Origin of the sequence: Bradyrhizobium lupini, from assembly GCF_040939785.1 — a bacterium.
GTDB lineage: Bacteria > Pseudomonadota > Alphaproteobacteria > Rhizobiales > Xanthobacteraceae > Bradyrhizobium > Bradyrhizobium canariense_D.
Genome location: NZ_CP162553.1, coordinates 4090518 through 4109109, shown reverse-complemented (window position 1 = coordinate 4109109; position 18592 = coordinate 4090518). Strand labels below are relative to the sequence as shown.

The following is an 18592-nucleotide window of genomic DNA, read 5'->3' as shown; positions in this document are numbered from 1 at the left end:
AACAAAAGGATTTTCCATGACCACCTCGTTCCCGGTAACCAGAACCGGCCTGCGCTTCGGCCTCGCCACCGCCCTCGTGGGCTGCCTTGCGCTGGCGCTGATCGCGGGTCCCGGCCGGGCTGCCGACGATCCGGTGCTGGCGAAGGTCAATGGCGCGGAAATCAAGAAGAGCGACGTCGCCATGGCCGAAGAGGAACTCGGGCCGAGCCTCGCCCAGATGGACCCGGCGACCAAGGACGAGAACGTCCTGTCCTTCCTGATCGACATGAAGATCGTCGGCAAGGCCGCCGAGGACAAGAAGCTCGCCGAGGGCGAGGAGTTCAAGAAGCGGCTCGCGTTCGCCCGCAACCGCCTGCTGATGGACAGCCTGCTCGCCGGCGAGGGCAAGGCCGCCACCACCCCGGATGCCATGAAGAAGGTCTATGAGGAGGCCTCCAAGCAGATCACCGGCGAGCAGGAAGTGCACGCCCGCCACATCCTGGTCGAGACCGAGGACGAGGCCAAGGCGGTGAAGGCCGAACTCGACAAGGGCGCCGATTTCGCCGAACTCGCCAAGAAGAAGTCCAAGGATCCGGGCTCGGCCGACGGCGGCGACCTCGGCTTCTTCACCAAGGAGCAGATGGTGCCGGAATTCTCGGCGGTCGCCTTCGCGCTCGAGCCGGGCAAGATCTCCGACCCCGTGAAGTCGCAGTTCGGCTGGCACGTCATCAAGGTCGAGGAAAAGCGCAGCCGCAAGGCGCCGGACTTCGAGCAGGTCAAGGCGCAGATCGAGCAGTATGTCACCCGCAAGGCCCAGGCCGATTACGTCGCCAAGCTGCGCGCGGAAGCCAAGGTCGAGCGGCTGGACCAGCCGGCGGATGCGGCAAAGGACGCCAAGCCGGCCGATGCGGCCAAGCCGGCTGACGCCAAGCCGTCCGACAGCAAGATGGCGCCCCCGGCGAAGAAGTAAGAATTCGCTGTCACTTCGGTGACGTGAAGAGTATCTAAGCCTTTGTGATGCCCGGCCCCCGCGCCGGGCATCTGCATGTCCAGATCCCACCAAGGCGCCCCGATGTCCTCCTCCGTTTCCCCCTCGCCCCGAAACACGTTCCCGACATGCCCGTGATCGCGGGGGTCCGTCTCGCGACGGCCGAAGCCGGCATTCGCTACAAGAACCGCACCGACGTGCTGCTGGCGGTGATGGACAAGGGCACCGCGGTCGCAGGCGTCTTCACCAAGTCGAAATGTCCCTCCGCGCCGGTGGAATGGTGCCGCGCCAAGCTGAAAGGCGGCAAGGCCCGCGCGTTGGTGGTCAATTCCGGCAACGCCAATGCCTTCACCGGCAAGACCGGCCGCAGCTCCACGGCACTGACCGCGAAGATCGCGGCCAAGGCCGTCGGATGCACCGAGGGTGAGATCTTCCTGGCCTCGACCGGCGTGATCGGCGAGCCGCTGGATGCGAGCAAGTTCGATGGCGTGCTCGGTCGGCTCGCGGAAACCGCCGAGGCCGGCGATTATCTGGCGGCCGCCAAGGCGATCATGACCACTGACACCTTCCCGAAGGTCGCGACCGCGACCGTGAAGCTCGGCAAAGCCAAGGTCACCATCAATGGCATGGCCAAGGGTGCCGGCATGATCGCGCCCGATATGGCGACGATGCTGTCCTTCATCTTCACCGACGCACCGATCGCGCCTGCCGCGCTGCAGGCGCTGCTCAAAAGCGGCGTCGAGGACACCTTCAACGCGGTCACGATCGACGGCGACACCTCGACCTCGGACACGCTGCTGGCCTTTGCCACCGGTGCTGCTGCGGAACACGGCGCGCCGAAGATCAGTCGCGCCACCGACCCGCGCCTGAAAGCCTTCGTCAAGGCCTTCAACCAGGTGCTCGCCAATCTTTCCGAGCAAGTGGCCCGCGACGGCGAAGGCGCGCGCAAGCTGGTCGAGATCACCGTCGAGGGCGCCAAGACCAAGGCCTCGGCGCGCAAGATCGCGATGTCGATCGCGAACTCGCCGCTGGTGAAGACCGCAATCGCCGGCGAGGACGCCAATTGGGGCCGCGTGGTGATGGCGGTCGGCAAGGCCGGCGAGCCGGCTGACCGCGACAAGCTCTCGATCTCCTTCAACGGCATCCGCGTCGCCAGGAGCGGCGCGCGAGATCCGTCCTATGACGAGGCGCAGGTGTCGGAAGCGATGAAGGCGCCGGAGATCGCGATCAAGGTCTCGCTCGGCCTCGGCAAGGGCCGCGACCGCGTGCTGACCTGCGACCTCACCAAGGAGTATGTCGCGATCAACGGGGATTACAGGTCGTAGCCGGACTCGCGGTGAGTCCGCTTGACCCGCAAGCGGGCGGGGTGATCAAAATCACCCCGAGATCCGCGCATCCGCGAGTGCCTTCTTGAACAGCGCGTTCATCGCTTCCGAAATGCCCTGGGTGGGGCTGACCTCGAAATAGAATCCCGGCGAAGCGCAGCTCTGCATGTTCTGCGCGATCTTGCTGTTCGGAGACGGCCCCCACGGCCCGGGGTTAAAGGGCGAGATCCAGGTGGTGTACCAGGTGTCGGTAGGTGGTTGATACGTCGTGTACAGCACCGCGATCTTGATACCGCGGTCCTTGATGGCCGTGCAGAGCGCCGGATTGATCGGCGACTGACAGCGATTCGATGACGCGAGAGGATACGAAGAAGACGAGACACTACACATCGTCGTGCCTGAGTTGGTTTCGTCAGCGACCCCATCGGATACAAAAAACAGATATTTCAGCGGTGACGCGGATGTGCCGGCTCCCGGCGAGGCGATTGCGCTATTGATCGCGGGAAAAATCGTGGTGAAGGGAGTATCTTTGTCTTTAGTATACGAGTCATTCTGACCGGCGACCGCCATCAGGTCGATGTTTCCCGCCGCAGTCTTGGCGGAGCTCAGGCTCGACGACAGCGCGAACAGATTTCTCAATCCGATCGTCGCTGACGAAGCGCCGAAATCGTAGATCGCCATTCTGAACTGGTTCGAATAGGTCTGCGTGTTCTGGGCTGTGTCCATCAGGTTCGCGCTCGCCTGGCGCACCACGTCAATTCGGGTCGTGATGCCGTTTGCTTTGGCGATGTCGTAGTTGCTTGTGCCGGCGGCCTTGGTGGTGTCGTGACACGCGAATGCACATCCACCCGTCTTTCCCTGCAATTTCGTTATGTCGGTCGGTGTCGCTGCGACGCCCATCGACGGAGAATTGTCCAGCAGGAGATAGAAGTCGACATAGAGCGGCATATTGGCCGTCGACGACGACGTGCCGCTCATGGTCAGTGTGGTCTTGCCGATCAGGCCGAGAAACATGGTGTTGATGGTGGCGGTGAAAGAGACGGTCGAGTTGATGGTCGAGCCGGTCTTGACGACGGTCGGGGTGACGCTGTCGAGCGTATAGCCGGTCAGGTTGGCGCGATTGGCATCGAAGATTTTCTGGGCGTCGTCGACGCCGGCCGTGATCGTGCCGTCCGTGGTCATCGAGCCCGCGGCGGCAAACCCCGGCGATGCCTTGGCGAGCGCACCGACGCTGGCCGCGTCAGCCGCGCCCTGAAGCTTGGCCCGGACCTGCGTCGCGCGGGAGTAGTCGATCGCGGTGCCGATGAACGTGATCAGGGGGACGCAGCAGATTGCGAAGATCACCGCGACATTGCCGCGCCGGTCGCGAAGGAACCGACGGAAGATGGTACGACACTCAGCGCGCATGGATCTGGCCCGAAATGGTTTCAGCGTTTCCACTCTAGGAACCGTGGATTAAATATGACTTATGGAGACCTCGGAAACACGGGCCGTAACAGGGTTAACGAACCGTTGCGGATGATCCTTCAGCGAGCGGAATTCCAGGCATGGCTGATCTCAAACTGACGCTCGTGGTGGCTTGCGCCCTCGTCGACGCCGACAAGCGCGTCCTGATCGCGCAGCGCCCCGAGGGCAAGACGCTGGCCGGCCTTTGGGAATTTCCCGGCGGCAAGTGCGAGCCCGGCGAGCGGCCGGAACAGAGCCTGATCCGCGAACTCCACGAGGAGCTCGGCATCACCGTCGCCGAACCCTGCCTGGCGCCGCTGACGTTCGCGAGCTACGGCTACGAGACCTTCCACCTCCTGATGCCGCTCTTCATTTGCCGGCGCTGGGACGGACAGGTCACGCCGCGCGAAGGCCAGGCCCTGGCCTGGGTTCGCGCCAACAAGCTGCGCGACTATCCCATGCCGCCCGCGGACATTCCGCTGATCCCGCATTTGATTGATTTGTTGATGTGAATTCGAAGCGGGCACCACACTCTCGGCGTCATGCCGGCTTGTCCCGGGCATCCACGATCTTCGTGCTGAACCGAGAGGCGTGGATGGCCGGGACATAGGCGAGCGGAAGCGACGCCGTCCTTCGGACGGCATGCCGGCCATGACGGCGGAGAGAGCTTACGTCCCTCCGGCCTTCTTCACCGCTCCCGCCAGGCTCGCCTTCGCTGATCCAGGCTTGAGCGGCTGCTGCTGGCTCGCATGCGGCGCCCAGCCGGAAAGCCAGATGATGTCGAATGTCGCACGGATGCGGCCGTCGGCGTCGGCAAAGCGTTCCGCGTAGATTTCAGCCATCCGCAGCAGCGTCGATCGCCGGCTCGGCGTGCGTCGCCGCTCGATCAGCACATTGGCGGCGCCCATGCGCCTGATATCCTGCATCAGCGCGAACGCGTTGGCGTAGCGCACCACGACGCGGTCGACATCGGTGACCGGCAGCGCAAACCCCGCCCGCTGCAACAGCGCGCCAACGTCGCGCAGATCGGCGAACGGTGCGACTCGCGGCGATACGCCGCCCTCGCATTCGGCCTCCGCGGCGGCAAAGGCCTGGCGCAGCTCGGTCAGGCTGTCGCCGCCGATCATCGCCGCCAGCAGCAGCCCGTCCGGCCTCAGCGCGCGACGGATCTGCGCGAGCACACCCGGCAGATCGTTGGCGAATTGCAGCGCCAGCGCCGAGACCACGAGATCGAGGCTCTCCGGTACAAAGGGCAGCTTCTCCGCACCCGACGCATCGAGCTCAATGCGCTCGATCGAGGGCAGTCGCGCGCGCAGCACCGCGAGACCCTCGCCGGGCGTCCAGAGATCGGCCGCTGTGTGAAACTCTCGCATCACCGCGGCCAGCCGGTCGGAGATGTCCTCGGCGACCCGATCCAGCAGGAAGCTCGCGGCACCTTGCGCCTGCGCGCGGCGCTGTCGCGCGCGCAGCAAGGCACGATCGAACAAAGCGGGCGGGGTTTGCGGGTCTTGAGCCATGCCGCTGGTTACGCCGATCATGCTGGTTCTGGCAATCCACTGCGCGCGGCGCTAGCCTTGCCTCATGGAGCCGGCACCGGCCCCGTGTTCCAAACTAGCAATCCGCACCAGGCCCGCGGCGCCGGAGCGTCAAACGATGATCACCTGTTATCTGCGATACGAGATCCCCCCGGACAAGCTCGCCGAATTCGAAGCCTATGGCAGGATGTGGCTGGAACTAGTGCCAAGATTCGGCGGCATCCACCACGGGTACTTCCTGCCATCGGAAGGCGCCAGCGACGTCGCCCTCGCGATGTTCAGCTTCCCGAGCTTCGCGGCGTACGAACAATATCGGAAGGACAGCGCCGAAGATCCGGACGTCCAGAAAGCGATCGAGTTCGCAAGGCAAACGCGCTGCTTTCGCCGTTATGAGCGATCGTTTTTCCGGCCCGTGCTGCCGAAAGAGCCGTAGGCCGGGCGCGGACGAGAACAGCCCATTGACTTGAGCGTGGCGCAGGACGGCGCTAGCCTTGCCCAATGGACGCCGAGGCATCACCACCACGCTCCATTTCCAGCCATTTGCGCGGCGCGCTTCAGGCCTGCCGCAGTGTGATGGCGCATCTGCCAAGGCTTGCGCTCGACGTTGCGCTGCCGACACTGTGCGTGTCCTGCCGCGAGCCGGTCGACGGCGAGGGCGTGTGCGCGGCGTGCTGGGCGCGGCTGTCGTTCATCGAACGGCCCTACTGCCCGCGGCTCGGCATTCCCTTTGTGTACGATCCCGGGCCCGACATGCTGTCGATGGAGGCGATCGCGAGCCCGCCGGCCTACCAGCGGGCGCGCGCCGCGGTGCGTTATGACGACGTCGCGCGCACCCTGGTGCATGCGCTGAAATACCAGGACCGGACGGATTTGGCGCCCGCCATGGGCCGCTGGATGGCGCGCGCGGGCGGCGAACTGCTCGCCGAAGCCGACATGCTGGTGCCCGTTCCCCTGCATTGGCGAAGGGCGTGGCGCCGCCGCTACAACCAGTCCGGGGCGCTGGCGCGGATCATCGAGCGGCAGAGCGGAGTGAAGGCGAAGGCTGAGGTGCTGCGCCGGGTACGCGCGACCGAGCAGCAGATCGGCCTGTCGCGGGCCCAGCGCGCCACCAATGTGCAAGGCGCATTCCAGGTATCCCCCGACCGCCAGGCGGACGTCCAGGGTCGGCGCATTGTCCTCATCGACGACGTCCTGACGTCGGGCGCGACGCTGGATGCCTGTGCGCGGGCCCTGCTCCGGGCCAAAGCGGCGCAAGTGGACGTGCTGGTGTTTGCCCGGGTTGTCGAGAGCCGGTGAAGTCCCATATAATTCAATGAATTCATGACATGAGAGCGCCAGACAAGATGACCGCTGCTGTCGAGATCTACACGAGGCCGGGCTGCGGCTATTGTTCCGCCGCCAAGTCGCTGCTGACCCGAAAGAAGGCGACGTTCACGGAGTTCGATATCGCCAAGAACCCGTCCTGGCGCCAGGAGATGTACGATCGCTCAGGCGAGGGCTCGACCTTCCCGCAGATCTGGATCGCCGGAACCCATGTCGGGGGTTGCGACGAGCTCTACGCGCTCGATCGCGAAGGCAAGCTCGACGCCATGCTCGAAAGCGTCAAGGCGGAGTCATGAGCGACAACAGGACCTTCACGGCGGCGATGGTGCAAATGCGCACCGGCCTCATGCCCGAGCCCAGCCTCGCGCAGGCCACCAGGCTGATCCGCCAGGCTGCAGCCAATGGCGCCGACTACGTGCAGACGCCCGAAGTCAGCAACATGATGCAGCTCAACCGCAAGGCCCTGTTCGAGCACCTCCAGAGCCAAGACGACGACAGCTCGCTGAGGGCGTACCGGGCGCTCGCGGCGGAACTGAAGATCCACATCCATGTCGGCTCGCTGGCGCTGCGCTTTTCGGACGAGAAAGCGGTCAACCGCTCGTTCCTGATCGGGCCCGAGGGCAATGTGCTCGCGAGCTACGACAAGATCCACATGTTCGATATCGAGCTGCCTGACGGCGAGAGCTATCGCGAATCCGCCAATTACCAGCCGGGCGAGACGGCCGTGATCTCCGACCTGCCCTGGGGCCGCGTCGGCCTGACGATCTGTTATGACGTGCGCTTCCCCGCGCTCTACCGCGCGCTGGCCGAAAGCGGCGCGTACTTCATCACGGTGCCCTCGGCCTTTACCCGCAAGACCGGCGAGGCGCATTGGCACGTGCTGTTGCGTGCGCGCGCGATCGAGACCGGTTGCTTCATCTTCGCCGCGGCACAGGCAGGCCTGCACGAGAACAAGCGCGAGACTTATGGCCATTCGCTGATCATCGATCCCTGGGGCGAGATCCTCGCCGAAGGCGATGTCGAGCCCGGCATCATCATGGCAAAAATCGATCCGGCCAAGGTCGAGACCGCGCGCCGCGCGATACCCTCACTCCAGCACGGCCGCCGCTTCGGCGTCGCCGACCCCAAGGCGGGGCCGGATCATCTGCACCTGGTGCGGGGATCGGCATGATCCGCTACGCGCTCCGCTGCGACCGGAGCCACGACTTCGAGAGTTGGTTCCAGAGCTCGGCCGCGTACGACCAGCAGGTGAAGCGCAAGCTCGTGACCTGTCCGATCTGCGGCTCGGCCAAGGTCGACAAGGCGATCATGGCGCCGCGCATCGTCGGCAAGAAGGGCCGCGGACGCGCCACGCCGCCGCCTGAGCCCACCGCCACGGCGACCGCGCCTCAGGCTGCGCAATCCGCACCGACCTCGCTGTTGATGGCGCAGGAGCGCGAGCTGCGCGCCAAGCTCAAGGAGCTGCGCGATCACATCGTGAAGAACGCCGACAATGTCGGCGAGCGATTCGCCACCGAAGCCCGCGCGATGCATTACGGCGACAAGGAGCACCGTCCGATCTATGGCGAGGCCTCGCCCGACGAGGCCAAGTCGCTGATCGACGAAGGCATCGAGGTGTCGCCGCTGCCGACGCTGCCGGAAGATCGGAATTAGACTCCCACCAACACCGCCACGCCGACCACGATCAGCACGATGCCAATAATCTCGCGCGGCGCGATCGGCTGCTTGAACGAATAGTACGCCACGCCTTGCGCGAACAGCACCTCGATCAAAGCGAGGGTGCGGACATTGGCGGCGGCCGTCAGCGCGAACGCTAGGAACCAGAACTGCGAGGCGAAGGCGCCCATGAAGCCGGCGAGCAGCGATGGCTTCCAAAGCCTCAGGATCGACTGAAGCACTTTTGGCGCCCGCCAGAGCAGATAGACCGTCAGGATCAGCGTCTGCACGAACAGGCCGAGCACCAGCGTGAACGATGCCGCAGTCACGAACGAGACATCAGGCACGTTGATGATGGCGCCGCGGAAGCCGACCGCAGAGAGCGCGAAGGCCGCGGCCGCGACGAGGCCGGTGATGGTCGGCTTCAATTCGGCAAAGCTCTTCTCGCCGCCGGGCCGCAGCGCGGTGATGACGACGCCGATTGTCGCGATCACGATCGCAAGCACCTTCAGCCATGTCAGATGATCGCCGAGGAAGACGAAGCCGAAGATGGCGGTCTGGATCGCCTCGGTTTTCAGATAGGCCGTCGTCACCACGAAGGAGCGGTCGTTCATGGCGAGCAGCATCAGGCCGGTCGCGACGATCTGGCTGAGCGCGCCGAGCAGGAGCCACAGCCAGAACACACCGGGCGGCATGTCGAGATGATCGCCGGTGGCGACCAGCACCACCGCCAGGAAAAGCAGCGAGAACGGAAAGCCGAACAGGAAGCGGATATTGGTTGCGCCCCAGGTCCCCAGCGGCTTCGTCAGCGACCGCTGCATCGCATTGCGCGCGACCTGGCCAAGCGAGGCAATGACGGTGAAGGGAATCCAGAGGCTGGCGATGGTCAACATGGGTGGGACTGCGCTGGGAGCGAGAGGACGTTGAGTCAACGTGCCGCTCGCGCTCAAGCAGGTCAATCACGCGGATGTCATGGGTGCGATGCTTGCCTGACGAATTCGGTGTCGTCCTGGACAAGCGAAGCGCAGATCCAGGACCCATTACCCCAGGGAGTGGTTTGGCGAAGACTCGTAATTATCAGTTTTCGCCTAACTAGACCCTGGCTTTCGTCAGACGACGCCGAATGTTTGGAAGCGGCAACGCCTCACACCATGCCTTCCGCCACCACCATGTAGTTCACGTCCATGTCTGACGAGAGGGTCCATTTGTCAGCGAAGGGGCTGTAGACGACGCCGGTCTGCTCGGTGATGACCAGGCGGTTGTCGAGCAGGTATTTCGTCAGCTCGTCGGGGGTGACGAACTTGTTCCACTCGTGGGTGCCGCGCGGCAGCCAGCGCAGGACATATTCAGCGCCGACGATGGCAAGCGCAAAGCTCTTCCAGTTCCTGTTCAGCGTCGAGACCACCATCAGGCCGTTCGGCTTCAGCATCGCGGCGCAGCGCTTCAGGAAAACGCCGACGTCGACGACGTGCTCGACCACCTCCATCGCCAGAACGATGTCGAAGCGCTCGCGCGGGTCGATCTCCTCAACCGTGGTGCAGCGATAGTCGATCGCGAGGTGCGCCTTGTCGGCATGCAGCTTGGCGGCCGCGATGTTGCTGACCGACGGATCGACGCCGATGACCTGCGCACCCAGGCGCGACAACGGCTCGCAGAGCAGGCCGGCGCCACAGCCGATGTCGAGCACGCGCAGACCGCCGAGGCAGTTGAGGCTGCGCGCGTTGCGCTCGAACTTGCGGCAGGCGGCATCGCGGATATAGCCGAGCCGCAGCGGGTTGATCCGGTGCAGCGGTGCCATCTTGCCGTTGGGATCCCACCACTCCGCCGAGAGCTTTGAGAATTTCGCGATCTCGGCGGCATCGACGGTCGAGCCCGGCGAGGTGCTTGCGGTTACGGAAGTATCTTGCTGCATGCTCATGGTTACGCGCGGTCCTACCGCGTGGTGATCGAACTACGGAAGGCGAGCGGCGAGGCGATGGTCTTGATCGTCTCGATCCCCTCGCCGACGCCGCGAATCGTCACGTCGCCGTAGTTGAGAATTCGTCCAAGAATGGTCTGATCGACATCGACGCTCTCGACCTTGTCCAGCGCCATCTCGAAGGTGCGGCGCTTGATGAAGCCGGTCTTGTGCACGACCCGCAAATTGGTCACGTCGGTCTCGGTGGTAAAGCGATGGAACCAGCCCTTCACAGTCCAGTACAGCGCCGCCAGAGCGACCAGGCCGGCCGCAACCAGACAGAGCATGACGAGCCCCTCGACGGTGGTTTGCCGGGACAGGACGAACAGGACCAGCGCCACGATCCAGGCCAGGATCGCCGGAAAATAGAAGATCCAGTGCGCATTGGTCGAATACAGCACCTTCTCGCCAGGCTGCAGGATCTCGTCGATATAGCGCGCCATGATCTCGGTTAACCCACTACCCCGCACCCTGCCCCGCAGGAACCCGCTTGCCCCCGGCCCCGCCGCTATGTATACGCGCGGTCGGTGTCCGCGAGGCCCGTCCAGTGCGGGCCACCATACTGATCCTTATGAAGGAATGCACGCGTCGTCATGAGCCGCCTCGTGATGAAATTCGGCGGCACGTCCGTCGCCAACATCGAACGTATCCGCAACGTCGCACGCCATGTGAAGCGTGAGGTCGACGCCGGCCATGAAGTGGCCGTGGTCGTCTCGGCGATGTCCGGTAAAACCAACGAGCTGGTGGCCTGGTGCACCGAGGCCTCGCCGATGCACGACGCGCGCGAATACGACGCCGTGGTCGCCTCGGGCGAACAGGTGACGTCCGGCCTGCTTGCCATCGTGCTTCAGGGCATGGGTATCCAGGCCCGCTCCTGGCAGGGCTGGCAGATCCCGATCACGACCAGCGACGCCCATGCTTCGGCCCGGATCGAGGGCATCGACGGCAGCGAGATCATCAAGCGCTTCAGGGAGCGCAAGGAAGTCGCCGTGATCGCCGGCTTCCAGGGCATCAACCCCGAGACCAACCGCATCACCACGCTCGGCCGCGGCGGCTCCGATACCTCGGCCGTGGCGATCGCCGCCGCCGTGAAGGCGGACCGCTGCGACATCTACACCGACGTCGACGGTGTCTACACCACCGATCCGCGAATCGTGCCGAAGGCGCGCCGGCTCGACAAGATCGCATTTGAAGACATGCTGGAGCTGGCCTCCCAGGGCGCCAAGGTGCTCCAGGTCCGCTCGGTGGAACTCGGCATGGTCCACAACATGCCAATTTTCGTCCGCTCGAGCTTCGACAAGCCCGAGGATATCGACCCGCATGCCAACCAGCCGCCCGGCACGCTGATCTGCAGCGAGGAGGAGATCATGGAAAGCCACATCGTCACCGGCATCGCCTTTTCGAAGGACGAGGCCCAGATCTCGGTACGCCAGATCGAGGACAAGCCCGGCGTGGCGGCGTCGATCTTCGGCCCGCTCGCCAATGCCAACATCAACGTCGACATGATCGTGCAGAACGTCTCCGAGGACGGGAAGACCACCGACCTCACCTTCACGGTCCCGGCCGCCGACTACACCAGGGCCAAGGAGACGATTACCGCGGCCAAGAGCCAGATCAATTATGCCCGGCTCGACACGGCTACCGATGTCGCCAAGATCTCGGTGATCGGCAGCGGCATGCGCAGCCATGCCGGCGTTGCCGCCCAGGCGTTCTCGGCCCTCGCAGGACGGAATATCAACATCCGGGCCATTACAACCTCCGAGATCAAATTCTCGGTTCTAATCGACACCGCCTATACCGAGCTTGCGGTGCGCACCCTGCACACGCTCTACGGTCTCGATCAGGCTTAGGCTAATTTTCTCTTAGCGGTCGCAGCAAACGCGAAGGTGTCCACACTTTCGCGTTTGGCAGGCGTTTTGCTTGGCAAAACAAGCCCCAATTCGCTATACGGCGAACTGGGTGGGCTGCCAGAAACTGTGCCCCAGTTGAGGCGGTGCTGATTCGGCCCAGGCAACCGCCGGGGCTGGCGCCGGACGAGCAAATTTGTTGTTTTTCTGGATTTCTGGGCGAGCCGCCGCGGGTCCTTTCGGCCCCGGCAGACGGAGGAGATTGACGGTTCATGCGGAGCGCGTCGGGAGGTCCCCGCGTCTTGTTGAGACGGCTCCGCGAAACCATGGCGGAGCAGGTCTCGGCCCAGGAGCGGCTGGACAAGATCGTGGTGCTGATCGCCGCCAACATGGTGGCCGAGGTGTGCTCGGTCTATGTGCTGCGCGTCGACAACACGCTCGAGCTCTATGCCACCGAAGGCCTCAACCGCGAGGCGGTGCACCACACCGTGCTCAGCGCCCATGAGGGCCTGGTCGGCCTGGTCGCGAGCGAGGCAACGCCTCTCAACCTAAGCGATGCGCAAAGCCATCCGGCCTTCTCGTTCCGCCCGGAGACCGGCGAAGAGATTTACCACTCCTTCCTCGGCGTGCCGATCCTGCGCGCCGGCAACACGCTCGGCGTGCTGGTGGTGCAGAATCGCGCCAAGCGCAACTATGTCGAGGAGGAGCTCGAGGCGCTTCAGACCACCGCGATGGTGCTGGCGGAGCTGATCGCCTCCGGCGAGCTGTCTGCGCTGGCCCAGCCAGGCCATGAGCCCGCGGCGCGCCATTCGGCGCAGAAGGTCGGCGCCATCCTGTCGGAAGGCATCGCACTCGGCCATGTCGTGCTGCACGAGCCGCGCGTGGTTATCAAGGACTACATCGCCGAGGACCTGCCAAAGGAGATCAAGCGGCTCGACACCGCGCTCGCCAAGCTGCGCGCCGATCTCGACCGCATGCTGGAGCGCGGCGACGTCGCCGAGGGCGGCGAGCATCGCGAGGTGCTGGAAGCCTACCGCATGTTCGCCAACGACCAGGGCTGGTCGCACAAGCTGCACGAGGCGGTCGCCACCGGCCTCACGGCGGAAGCCGCCGTCGAGCGTGTGCAATCCGACACCCGCGCGCGCATGCTGCGCTCGACAGATCCCTATTTGCGCGACCGGCTGCATGATCTCGAGGATCTCGGCTATCGCCTGATGCGACAGCTGGTCGGCCAGGATCACGCGCCGTCACGCGAACAATTGCCCGACAACGCCATCGTCATCGCGCGCGCGATGGGCCCGGCGGCGCTGCTCGACTATGACCGCAAGCGCCTGCGCGGCATCATATTGGAGGAAGGCACCGCCAATTCCCACGTCTCGATCGTGGCGCGCGCGCTCGGCATTCCCGCGGTCGGCGAAGTCCCGAACGCGCCTGGTATCGCCGATCCCGGCGACGCCGTCATCGTCGACGGCACCTCCGGCATGATCTATGTGCGCCCATCGCAGGAGGTCGAAGCGGCCTTCGCCGAGCGCGTGCGCTTCCGGGCCCGCCGCCAGGCGCAGTATCTGGCGCTGCGCGACCGGCCCTGCGTCACCAAGGACGGCCAGAAGGTCGAGCTGATGATCAATGCGGGTCTAGCGATCGACTTGCCGCACATCGAAGACACCGGCAGCGCCGGCATCGGCCTGTTCCGCACCGAGCTGCAATTCATGGTCGGCCAGAGCCTGCCGCGCACCAGCGACCAGCTCGCGCTCTATCGCACCGTGCTGGATGCCGCCGGCACCAAGCCCGTCACCTTCCGCACCCTCGACATCGGCGGCGACAAGGCGCTGCCTTATATGGAGGCGGTAATCGAGGAGAACCCCGCGCTCGGATGGCGCGCGATCCGGCTCGGGCTCGACCGTCCCGGCCTGTTGCGCGGGCAGATCCGCGCACTGCTGCGCGCCGGCGGCGGCCGCGCGCTGCGCATCATGTTCCCGATGATCTCGGAGGTGGGTGAATTCGATTCTGCGAAGGCGCTGGTCGAACGCGAACTGACCTATCTGCGCCAGCACGGCCACACGCTGCCGGAGCGGATCGACATCGGCACCATGGTCGAGGTGCCGGCGCTGCTTTATCAGCTCGACGAGCTCCTGAAGAAGGTCGACTTCATCTCGGTCGGCTCCAACGATCTGTTCCAGTTCCTGTTCGCGGTCGACCGCGGCAACGCGAAAGTCTCGGAGCGCTTCGACACCATGTCGGCGCCGATCCTGCGCGCGCTTCGCGACATCGCACGCAAGACGCAAGCCGCGAACAAATCGCTGTCGCTCTGCGGCGAGATGGCGTCGAAACCGATCGGCGCGCTGGCGCTGATCGGGATGGGCTATCGCTCGCTGTCGCTCTCGGCCACCGCGCTCGGCCCGGTCAAGGCCATGGTGCTCGATCTCGACGCCAAGAAGGCCGAGGCGATGCTCGGGCCGTTGCTGGACGCGCCCGCCGGCAGCGTCTCGATCCGGCAGAAGCTGACGGAATTTGCCGAGGCCGAAGGCCTGGCCTTGTAGCGGGCCTGTCGCCCCCTCCTGCCGCCTCGCCCTTTTCCGCATTTGAGACCGAACCGATGTCGTCACTCCCCGAAGCCAAACTGGACGTCCTGCTCGCGCATCACGCCTCACTCGAGGCCGAATCGCTCGGTCAGCTCGCCTCCGAACGCTATGTGCAGATCACGCGTGAGCTCGCCGAGCTCACGCCATTGATCGAAGCGGTCAAGACCTATCGTTCGGCCCTCAAGGAGCTCGCCGACACCGAGGCGCTGATCGCCGATCCCGCGACCGATGCCGAGATGCGCGCCATGGCGGAAGCCGAGCGCGGCGAGCTGACGCCGAAGATCGAGGAGTTGGTCCAGAAGATCCGCGTCGCGCTGCTGCCGAAGGACGCCATGGACGATCGCAACGTGGTGCTGGAAATCCGCGCCGGCACCGGCGGCGACGAGGCTTCGCTGTTTGCCGGCGACCTGTTCCGGATGTACGAGCGCTTCGCGGCCCTGCAGGGCTGGAAGGTCGAGGTGATCTCGGCCAGCGAAGGCAGCGTCGGCGGCTACAAGGAAATCATCGCCGAGGTGCAGGGCCGCGGCGCGTTCTCGAAGCTGAAGTTCGAGTCCGGCGTGCACCGGGTGCAGCGCGTGCCGGACACCGAGACGCAGGGGCGCATCCACACATCTGCCGCCACCGTCGCCGTGATGCCCGAGGTGGAGGAGGTCGACGTCGAGATCCGGAACGATGATTTGCGTATCGAGACGATGCGCGCCGGAGGCGCCGGCGGCCAGCACGTCAACAAGACCGAATCAGCGATCCGCATCACCCACATCCCGACCGGCATCGTGGTGATGATGCAGGATAGCCGCTCGCAGCACAAGAATCGCGCTTCCGCCATGAACATCCTGCGCTCGCGCATCTACGACGCCGAGCAGCAACGCCTCGACGCGGCGCGCTCGGCCGAGCGCAAGGAGAAGGTCGGCTCCGGCGACCGCAGCGAGCGCATCCGCACTTATAATTTCCCGCAAGGACGCGTCACCGATCACCGCATCAATTTGACGCTCTATAAGCTGCCGCAGGTGATGGCGGGCGAAGCGCTGGGCGAACTGACCGACGCGCTGACCACCGAGCACCAGGCCGCGCAGCTCGCCGCTCAGGGCGCGGCGGCGTAGAGCTCGCGGCTTCGCGCTTTCTTCAGCGTGTCCTCAGCGTCTCTTGGCTCGAAACGCTCGCAGGATCTTGCCCAAACCGGGCGCGGCGGCGCTGAGCTCGTCCAGATGGATGCGCGAGAGGGATCGCAGCTTCCGCTCGCCCTTCGCTGTCAGCTTGACCAGGACGCGCCGCGCATCATCCGGGTCGGCTTCCCGGCCAATCAGCTTCAGTTTCGCCATGCGATCCACCAGCTCCACCGCGGTGTGGTGCCGGATCAGCAGGAAGCGCGCGATGTCGCCGACGCTGGCGCCGTCAGGGGCAGCCAATCCCTTGATCGCCAGCAGCGCCTGGTGCTGCTGCGGCGTCAAGCCGGCGCTCTGGGCCGCGGCTTCGCTGAAGGCCAGGAAGGTTCGGAGCTGATAGCGAAACTGCGCAAGCGCCCCGTAGTCGGCCTCGCGCATCGCGCCACCCTTTGTGGGCACAGCACGCGCCGGGCGTGTCGTCTTCCGCTTCGATGGGGCCATTCCCTGCCTGCGACGTCGAGCCAGCCGGTGCAACGGGCGGCCTCACCGAGACTAGCAAGGAAGGCCAAGCCGAACCAACCGACCGGCGCCCCGGACACACAAATATCGCCACCTATTCGAAGCTGGACAGCAGGATCTTCACCAGGATGACCTGGAACGCGATCGGGATACGGACGCTCTTTCGCCGGATCGAGCGCTGCAGCGCGCCGGCAATCTCGGCGCTGGTCAAGGCACCCGCGGATGCATTGCTAATCAACTCGGCCCACATCTGCGACAGCGAGCCGCCGGGCGGGATCACCGGCTTGATCGTCACGCCACAGCCCTGCGCCCAGTCGATGATTTCCCTCATCGTGTGAGGACCGCAATTGCGCGCGGTCGCGAGGCGTTCGGCCGTCAGCGCAAGCAGCAATTCGCGCGAGGGCGACCAATTCCCCTTCGGCGGTTGCTCGGCAGTGAGCTCGACCGCGAGTTCCTTGAGGACGTTCTGGGCGCGCACGCTCAGCTTCTGCATCGGACCGGGCGCGCGCTTCGCCTGAACGGGGCCGACGGCGGGCCCGCGCCGGCCGGCCGGCCAGTTGCGCGGATCGGGCATGCGCGAGGCATCGCCGGACTGCGGTGTCGCCCGCTGCCCGCTCACCTCTTCCGGCCACGCCGCCTCCTGCCGCTCCGCATCTTGCGGCCACGACCGTCGCTTTCGGGTACCCGCCACTGTCGTCTGCCGCGCCATTTCTCTCGCCGAACCCACCAGCCTCGTACTCACAAAGGCTAATATATATCGTGATGCGATATGTTTTCACGAGATAATTTTCGGCGTTCGACCAAAGACGAAATTGACAGAAGGTGTTCACAAGCAATGCTTACGTCCAAGAGCTACACGCGGATGTGACGTGCCCGGCGCGGACAGGCCTTCGAGGCCGGCTGCCGTCGGACAGGTCGTGCTTTGCCTGCAAACAAGAACGACGTTCGGAGGAAACGATCATGACTGACAATCTCATCCGCCGCGGCCTTTCGCGCCGTGGCCTGCTTCAGACCACCGCGGGCCTCATCGGTGGCGCGGTTCTGCCGGGGATGCCGGCGTTTGCCGAGGACAAGCCGGCGATCGGCTCCTACCCCGCAGGGGTCTCGGGCTCCACCGCCTTCATCGGCATCTCGGTGCCGCGCACCGGCACCTATGCCGTGCAGGGTGAAGACGAGCTCAAGGGCTACCAGCTCGCGATCGAGCACATCAATGAAGGCCACGAGCTGATCAAGAAGATCTCGCCCAAGACCAGCAAGGGCGTGCTCGGCAAGGAGCTGAAGTTCGGCGTCGCCGATTCCGCGGCCAAGCCGAACGAGGCGGTGCAGGCGCAGCAGCGCTTCATCAGCGAGAACAAGGCGATCATGATCACCGGCGGCACGTCGAGCGCCGTTGCGGTGGCGCTGAACAAGCTCGCCCAGCGCGAACATGTGATTTTCGTGTGCGGCATTTCCGGCTCGAACGATACCACTGGCAAGGATTGCGTCCGCTACGGCTTTCGCCAGAACTTCTACGGCCAGACTGCGGCCGCAGCGATCGGCCCGGTGATGGTACGTGAGTTCGGCAAGGGCAAGAAGGCGGCGTATCTGACTCCCGACTACACCTACGGCCACACCGTTACCAAATCGATGCAGGACTTCCTGGCGACCGCCGGCTGGACCACCGTGACCAACCAGGTCGCCCCGCTCGGCGCCCCCGACTATTCCTCATACCTGCTGAACGTCGCCAACTCCGGCGCCGACGTGCTGATCAACGTCAATTGGGGCCACGACGCGGTACTGTCGACACAACAGGCCAAGCAGTTTGGCGTGCTCGACAAGATGAAGCTGGTCGTGCCGTACCAGGTGCCTTTCATCGCGCGCGAGACCGGGGGCCTGATGCAGGGCGTCTACGCCGCCACCGACTATTGGTGGACCATCGAGGACAAGTTCCCGCTGGCGAAAATGTTCAACGAAGCGTTCGAGAAGAAGTACGGCTACAAGCCCGAATGGGGCGCCGAGAACGCCTATGTCAGCTTCGCGCATTGGGCGCACATGTGCGAGCAGGCCGGCAGCTTCAGTCCGCCTGACGTGATCAAGACCTACGAGAAGGGCGAGACGATCCCCTCCCTGGTCGGCGACGTCCATTACCGCCCGGAGGATCACCAATGCGTCCGCCCGGTGATCATCGTCAAGGGCAAGCAGCAGAAGGACATGAAGAACAAGGAAGACTGGTACGACGTCGTCGAGATCGTCCCGGGTGAGGGCCTGATGCAGAAGCCCGACGCCTTCGGCTGCCATCTCGGCGACTACAGCTGAGACCTCGCCAACCCCTGTGACGCCGCGGACTGCACTC

18 protein-coding genes and 1 pseudogene are annotated in these 18592 nt (G+C 64.9%); 12 read left to right on the top strand and 7 right to left on the bottom strand.

Translation table 11 applies throughout. The features are described 5' to 3' along the window. Positions 1–16 precede the first annotated feature (16 nt). On the top strand, positions 17–949 hold the full coding sequence (locus AB3L03_RS19355; protein WP_018452911.1) for a peptidylprolyl isomerase: 933 nt from the start codon (positions 17–19) through the stop codon (positions 947–949). Between the two features lie 102 nt (positions 950–1051). Beyond that, positions 1052–2292, top strand: a pseudogene (gene argJ, locus AB3L03_RS19350) (bifunctional glutamate N-acetyltransferase/amino-acid acetyltransferase ArgJ). 51 nt (positions 2293–2343) lie between these two features. On the opposite strand, the gene AB3L03_RS19345 reads toward argJ, so the two are convergent. Continuing rightward, positions 2344–3699, bottom strand: coding sequence for a TadE/TadG family type IV pilus assembly protein (locus tag AB3L03_RS19345; protein ID WP_085357815.1), 1356 nt, complete (start codon positions 3697–3699; stop codon positions 2344–2346). A gap of 140 nt (positions 3700–3839) precedes the next feature. Between AB3L03_RS19345 and AB3L03_RS19340 the strand changes: the two genes are divergently transcribed. Then, positions 3840–4250, top strand: coding sequence for a (deoxy)nucleoside triphosphate pyrophosphohydrolase (locus tag AB3L03_RS19340; RefSeq protein ID WP_247820911.1), 411 nt, complete (start codon positions 3840–3842; stop codon positions 4248–4250). 156 nt (positions 4251–4406) lie between these two features. Here AB3L03_RS19340 and AB3L03_RS19335 read toward each other — a convergent pair whose 3' ends face one another. Continuing rightward, on the bottom strand, positions 4407–5276 hold the full coding sequence (locus AB3L03_RS19335; protein ID WP_368506889.1) for a methyltransferase domain-containing protein: 870 nt from the start codon (positions 5274–5276) through the stop codon (positions 4407–4409). 115 nt (positions 5277–5391) lie between these two features. Here AB3L03_RS19335 and AB3L03_RS19330 point away from each other — a divergent pair, with 115 nt between their 5' ends. The 5 genes from AB3L03_RS19330 (at position 5392) to AB3L03_RS19310 (ending at position 8249) form a co-directional block, all read left to right on the top strand. Then, positions 5392–5706, top strand: coding sequence for an NIPSNAP family protein (locus AB3L03_RS19330; RefSeq protein WP_007599187.1), 315 nt, complete (start codon positions 5392–5394; stop codon positions 5704–5706). A gap of 65 nt (positions 5707–5771) precedes the next feature. Beyond that, positions 5772–6569: a ComF family protein gene (locus tag AB3L03_RS19325; RefSeq protein ID WP_085357819.1), complete on the top strand. Its 798-nt coding sequence runs from the start codon at positions 5772–5774 to the stop codon at positions 6567–6569. Between the two features lie 47 nt (positions 6570–6616). Then, positions 6617–6892 (top strand): glutaredoxin 3, encoded by a 276-nt coding sequence (gene grxC / locus AB3L03_RS19320; RefSeq protein ID WP_368509060.1) that lies wholly within the window; start codon positions 6617–6619, stop codon positions 6890–6892. Next, positions 6889–7767 carry a carbon-nitrogen hydrolase family protein gene (locus AB3L03_RS19315; RefSeq protein ID WP_085348371.1) on the top strand — a complete coding sequence of 293 codons (879 nt, stop codon included), beginning with the start codon at positions 6889–6891 and terminating at the stop codon, positions 7765–7767. The genes grxC and AB3L03_RS19315 overlap by 4 nt, the downstream gene beginning before the upstream one ends. Continuing rightward, on the top strand, positions 7764–8249 hold the full coding sequence (locus AB3L03_RS19310; RefSeq protein ID WP_368506888.1) for a DUF1178 family protein: 486 nt from the start codon (positions 7764–7766) through the stop codon (positions 8247–8249). The genes AB3L03_RS19315 and AB3L03_RS19310 overlap by 4 nt, the downstream gene beginning before the upstream one ends. Here AB3L03_RS19310 and AB3L03_RS19305 read toward each other — a convergent pair. The 3 genes from AB3L03_RS19305 to AB3L03_RS19295 form a co-directional block, all read right to left on the bottom strand. Next, the gene (locus AB3L03_RS19305) at positions 8246–9145 is read right to left on the bottom strand and encodes an EamA family transporter (protein ID WP_368506887.1); all 900 of its coding nucleotides are present in this window, start codon (positions 9143–9145) and stop codon (positions 8246–8248) included. The genes AB3L03_RS19310 and AB3L03_RS19305 overlap by 4 nt on opposite strands. Before the next feature lie 251 nt (positions 9146–9396). Continuing rightward, positions 9397–10170, bottom strand: a complete 774-nt coding sequence (gene ubiG, locus AB3L03_RS19300; RefSeq protein WP_162496295.1) for a bifunctional 2-polyprenyl-6-hydroxyphenol methylase/3-demethylubiquinol 3-O-methyltransferase UbiG — start codon at positions 10168–10170, stop codon at positions 9397–9399. A gap of 14 nt (positions 10171–10184) precedes the next feature. Further along, positions 10185–10652, bottom strand: coding sequence for a PH domain-containing protein (locus AB3L03_RS19295; protein WP_018452897.1), 468 nt, complete (start codon positions 10650–10652; stop codon positions 10185–10187). Between the two features lie 150 nt (positions 10653–10802). On the opposite strand from AB3L03_RS19295, the gene AB3L03_RS19290 reads away from it, so the two are divergent. The 3 genes from AB3L03_RS19290 (at position 10803) to prfA (ending at position 15738) form a co-directional block, all read left to right on the top strand. Next, on the top strand, positions 10803–12059 hold the full coding sequence (locus AB3L03_RS19290) for an aspartate kinase (protein WP_085348397.1): 1257 nt from the start codon (positions 10803–10805) through the stop codon (positions 12057–12059). A gap of 269 nt (positions 12060–12328) precedes the next feature. Then, positions 12329–14596, top strand: a complete 2268-nt coding sequence (gene ptsP, locus AB3L03_RS19285; RefSeq protein ID WP_026232414.1) for a phosphoenolpyruvate--protein phosphotransferase — start codon at positions 12329–12331, stop codon at positions 14594–14596. Between the two features lie 56 nt (positions 14597–14652). Beyond that, positions 14653–15738, top strand: coding sequence for a peptide chain release factor 1 (gene prfA, locus AB3L03_RS19280; protein WP_085348398.1), 1086 nt, complete (start codon positions 14653–14655; stop codon positions 15736–15738). Positions 15739–15771: 33 nt separating this feature from the next. Here prfA and AB3L03_RS19275 read toward each other — a convergent pair whose 3' ends face one another. After that, positions 15772–16179: a helix-turn-helix domain-containing protein gene (locus tag AB3L03_RS19275; protein ID WP_345946345.1), complete on the bottom strand. Its 408-nt coding sequence runs from the start codon at positions 16177–16179 to the stop codon at positions 15772–15774. Between the two features lie 175 nt (positions 16180–16354). Next, entirely contained in the window at positions 16355–16951 is a 597-nt protein-coding gene (locus AB3L03_RS19270; protein WP_368506886.1) for a hypothetical protein, read from the bottom strand. A 269-nt stretch (positions 16952–17220) separates the two neighbouring features. On the opposite strand from AB3L03_RS19270, the gene AB3L03_RS19265 reads away from it, so the two are divergent. After that, positions 17221–18555 carry a substrate-binding protein gene (locus AB3L03_RS19265; protein WP_018452891.1) on the top strand — a complete coding sequence of 445 codons (1335 nt, stop codon included), beginning with the start codon at positions 17221–17223 and terminating at the stop codon, positions 18553–18555. Positions 18556–18592 lie beyond the last annotated feature (37 nt).

Excerpts from the sequence above, each read along its gene's own strand:
- AB3L03_RS19295 (WP_018452897.1), bottom strand. The coding sequence starts at position 10,652 with ATGGCGCGCTATATCGACGAGATCCTGCAGCCTGGCGAGAAGGTGCTG.
- ubiG (WP_162496295.1), bottom strand. The coding sequence starts at position 10,170 with ATGAGCATGCAGCAAGATACTTCCGTAACCGCAAGCACCTCGCCGGGC.
- AB3L03_RS19310 (WP_368506888.1), top strand. The coding sequence starts at position 7,764 with ATGATCCGCTACGCGCTCCGCTGCGACCGGAGCCACGACTTCGAGAGT.
- AB3L03_RS19355 (WP_018452911.1), top strand. The coding sequence starts at position 17 with ATGACCACCTCGTTCCCGGTAACCAGAACCGGCCTGCGCTTCGGCCTC.
- grxC (WP_368509060.1), top strand. The coding sequence starts at position 6,617 with ATGACCGCTGCTGTCGAGATCTACACGAGGCCGGGCTGCGGCTATTGT.
- prfA (WP_085348398.1), top strand. The coding sequence starts at position 14,653 with ATGTCGTCACTCCCCGAAGCCAAACTGGACGTCCTGCTCGCGCATCAC.
- AB3L03_RS19275 (WP_345946345.1), bottom strand. The coding sequence starts at position 16,179 with ATGCGCGAGGCCGACTACGGGGCGCTTGCGCAGTTTCGCTATCAGCTC.
- AB3L03_RS19345 (WP_085357815.1), bottom strand. The coding sequence starts at position 3,699 with ATGCGCGCTGAGTGTCGTACCATCTTCCGTCGGTTCCTTCGCGACCGG.
- AB3L03_RS19340 (WP_247820911.1), top strand. The coding sequence starts at position 3,840 with ATGGCTGATCTCAAACTGACGCTCGTGGTGGCTTGCGCCCTCGTCGAC.
- AB3L03_RS19265 (WP_018452891.1), top strand. The coding sequence starts at position 17,221 with ATGACTGACAATCTCATCCGCCGCGGCCTTTCGCGCCGTGGCCTGCTT.
- AB3L03_RS19330 (WP_007599187.1), top strand. The coding sequence starts at position 5,392 with ATGATCACCTGTTATCTGCGATACGAGATCCCCCCGGACAAGCTCGCC.
- AB3L03_RS19315 (WP_085348371.1), top strand. The coding sequence starts at position 6,889 with ATGAGCGACAACAGGACCTTCACGGCGGCGATGGTGCAAATGCGCACC.
- AB3L03_RS19290 (WP_085348397.1), top strand. The coding sequence starts at position 10,803 with ATGAGCCGCCTCGTGATGAAATTCGGCGGCACGTCCGTCGCCAACATC.
- AB3L03_RS19325 (WP_085357819.1), top strand. The coding sequence starts at position 5,772 with ATGGACGCCGAGGCATCACCACCACGCTCCATTTCCAGCCATTTGCGC.
- ptsP (WP_026232414.1), top strand. The coding sequence starts at position 12,329 with ATGCGGAGCGCGTCGGGAGGTCCCCGCGTCTTGTTGAGACGGCTCCGC.
- AB3L03_RS19335 (WP_368506889.1), bottom strand. The coding sequence starts at position 5,276 with ATGATCGGCGTAACCAGCGGCATGGCTCAAGACCCGCAAACCCCGCCC.
- AB3L03_RS19305 (WP_368506887.1), bottom strand. The coding sequence starts at position 9,145 with ATGTTGACCATCGCCAGCCTCTGGATTCCCTTCACCGTCATTGCCTCG.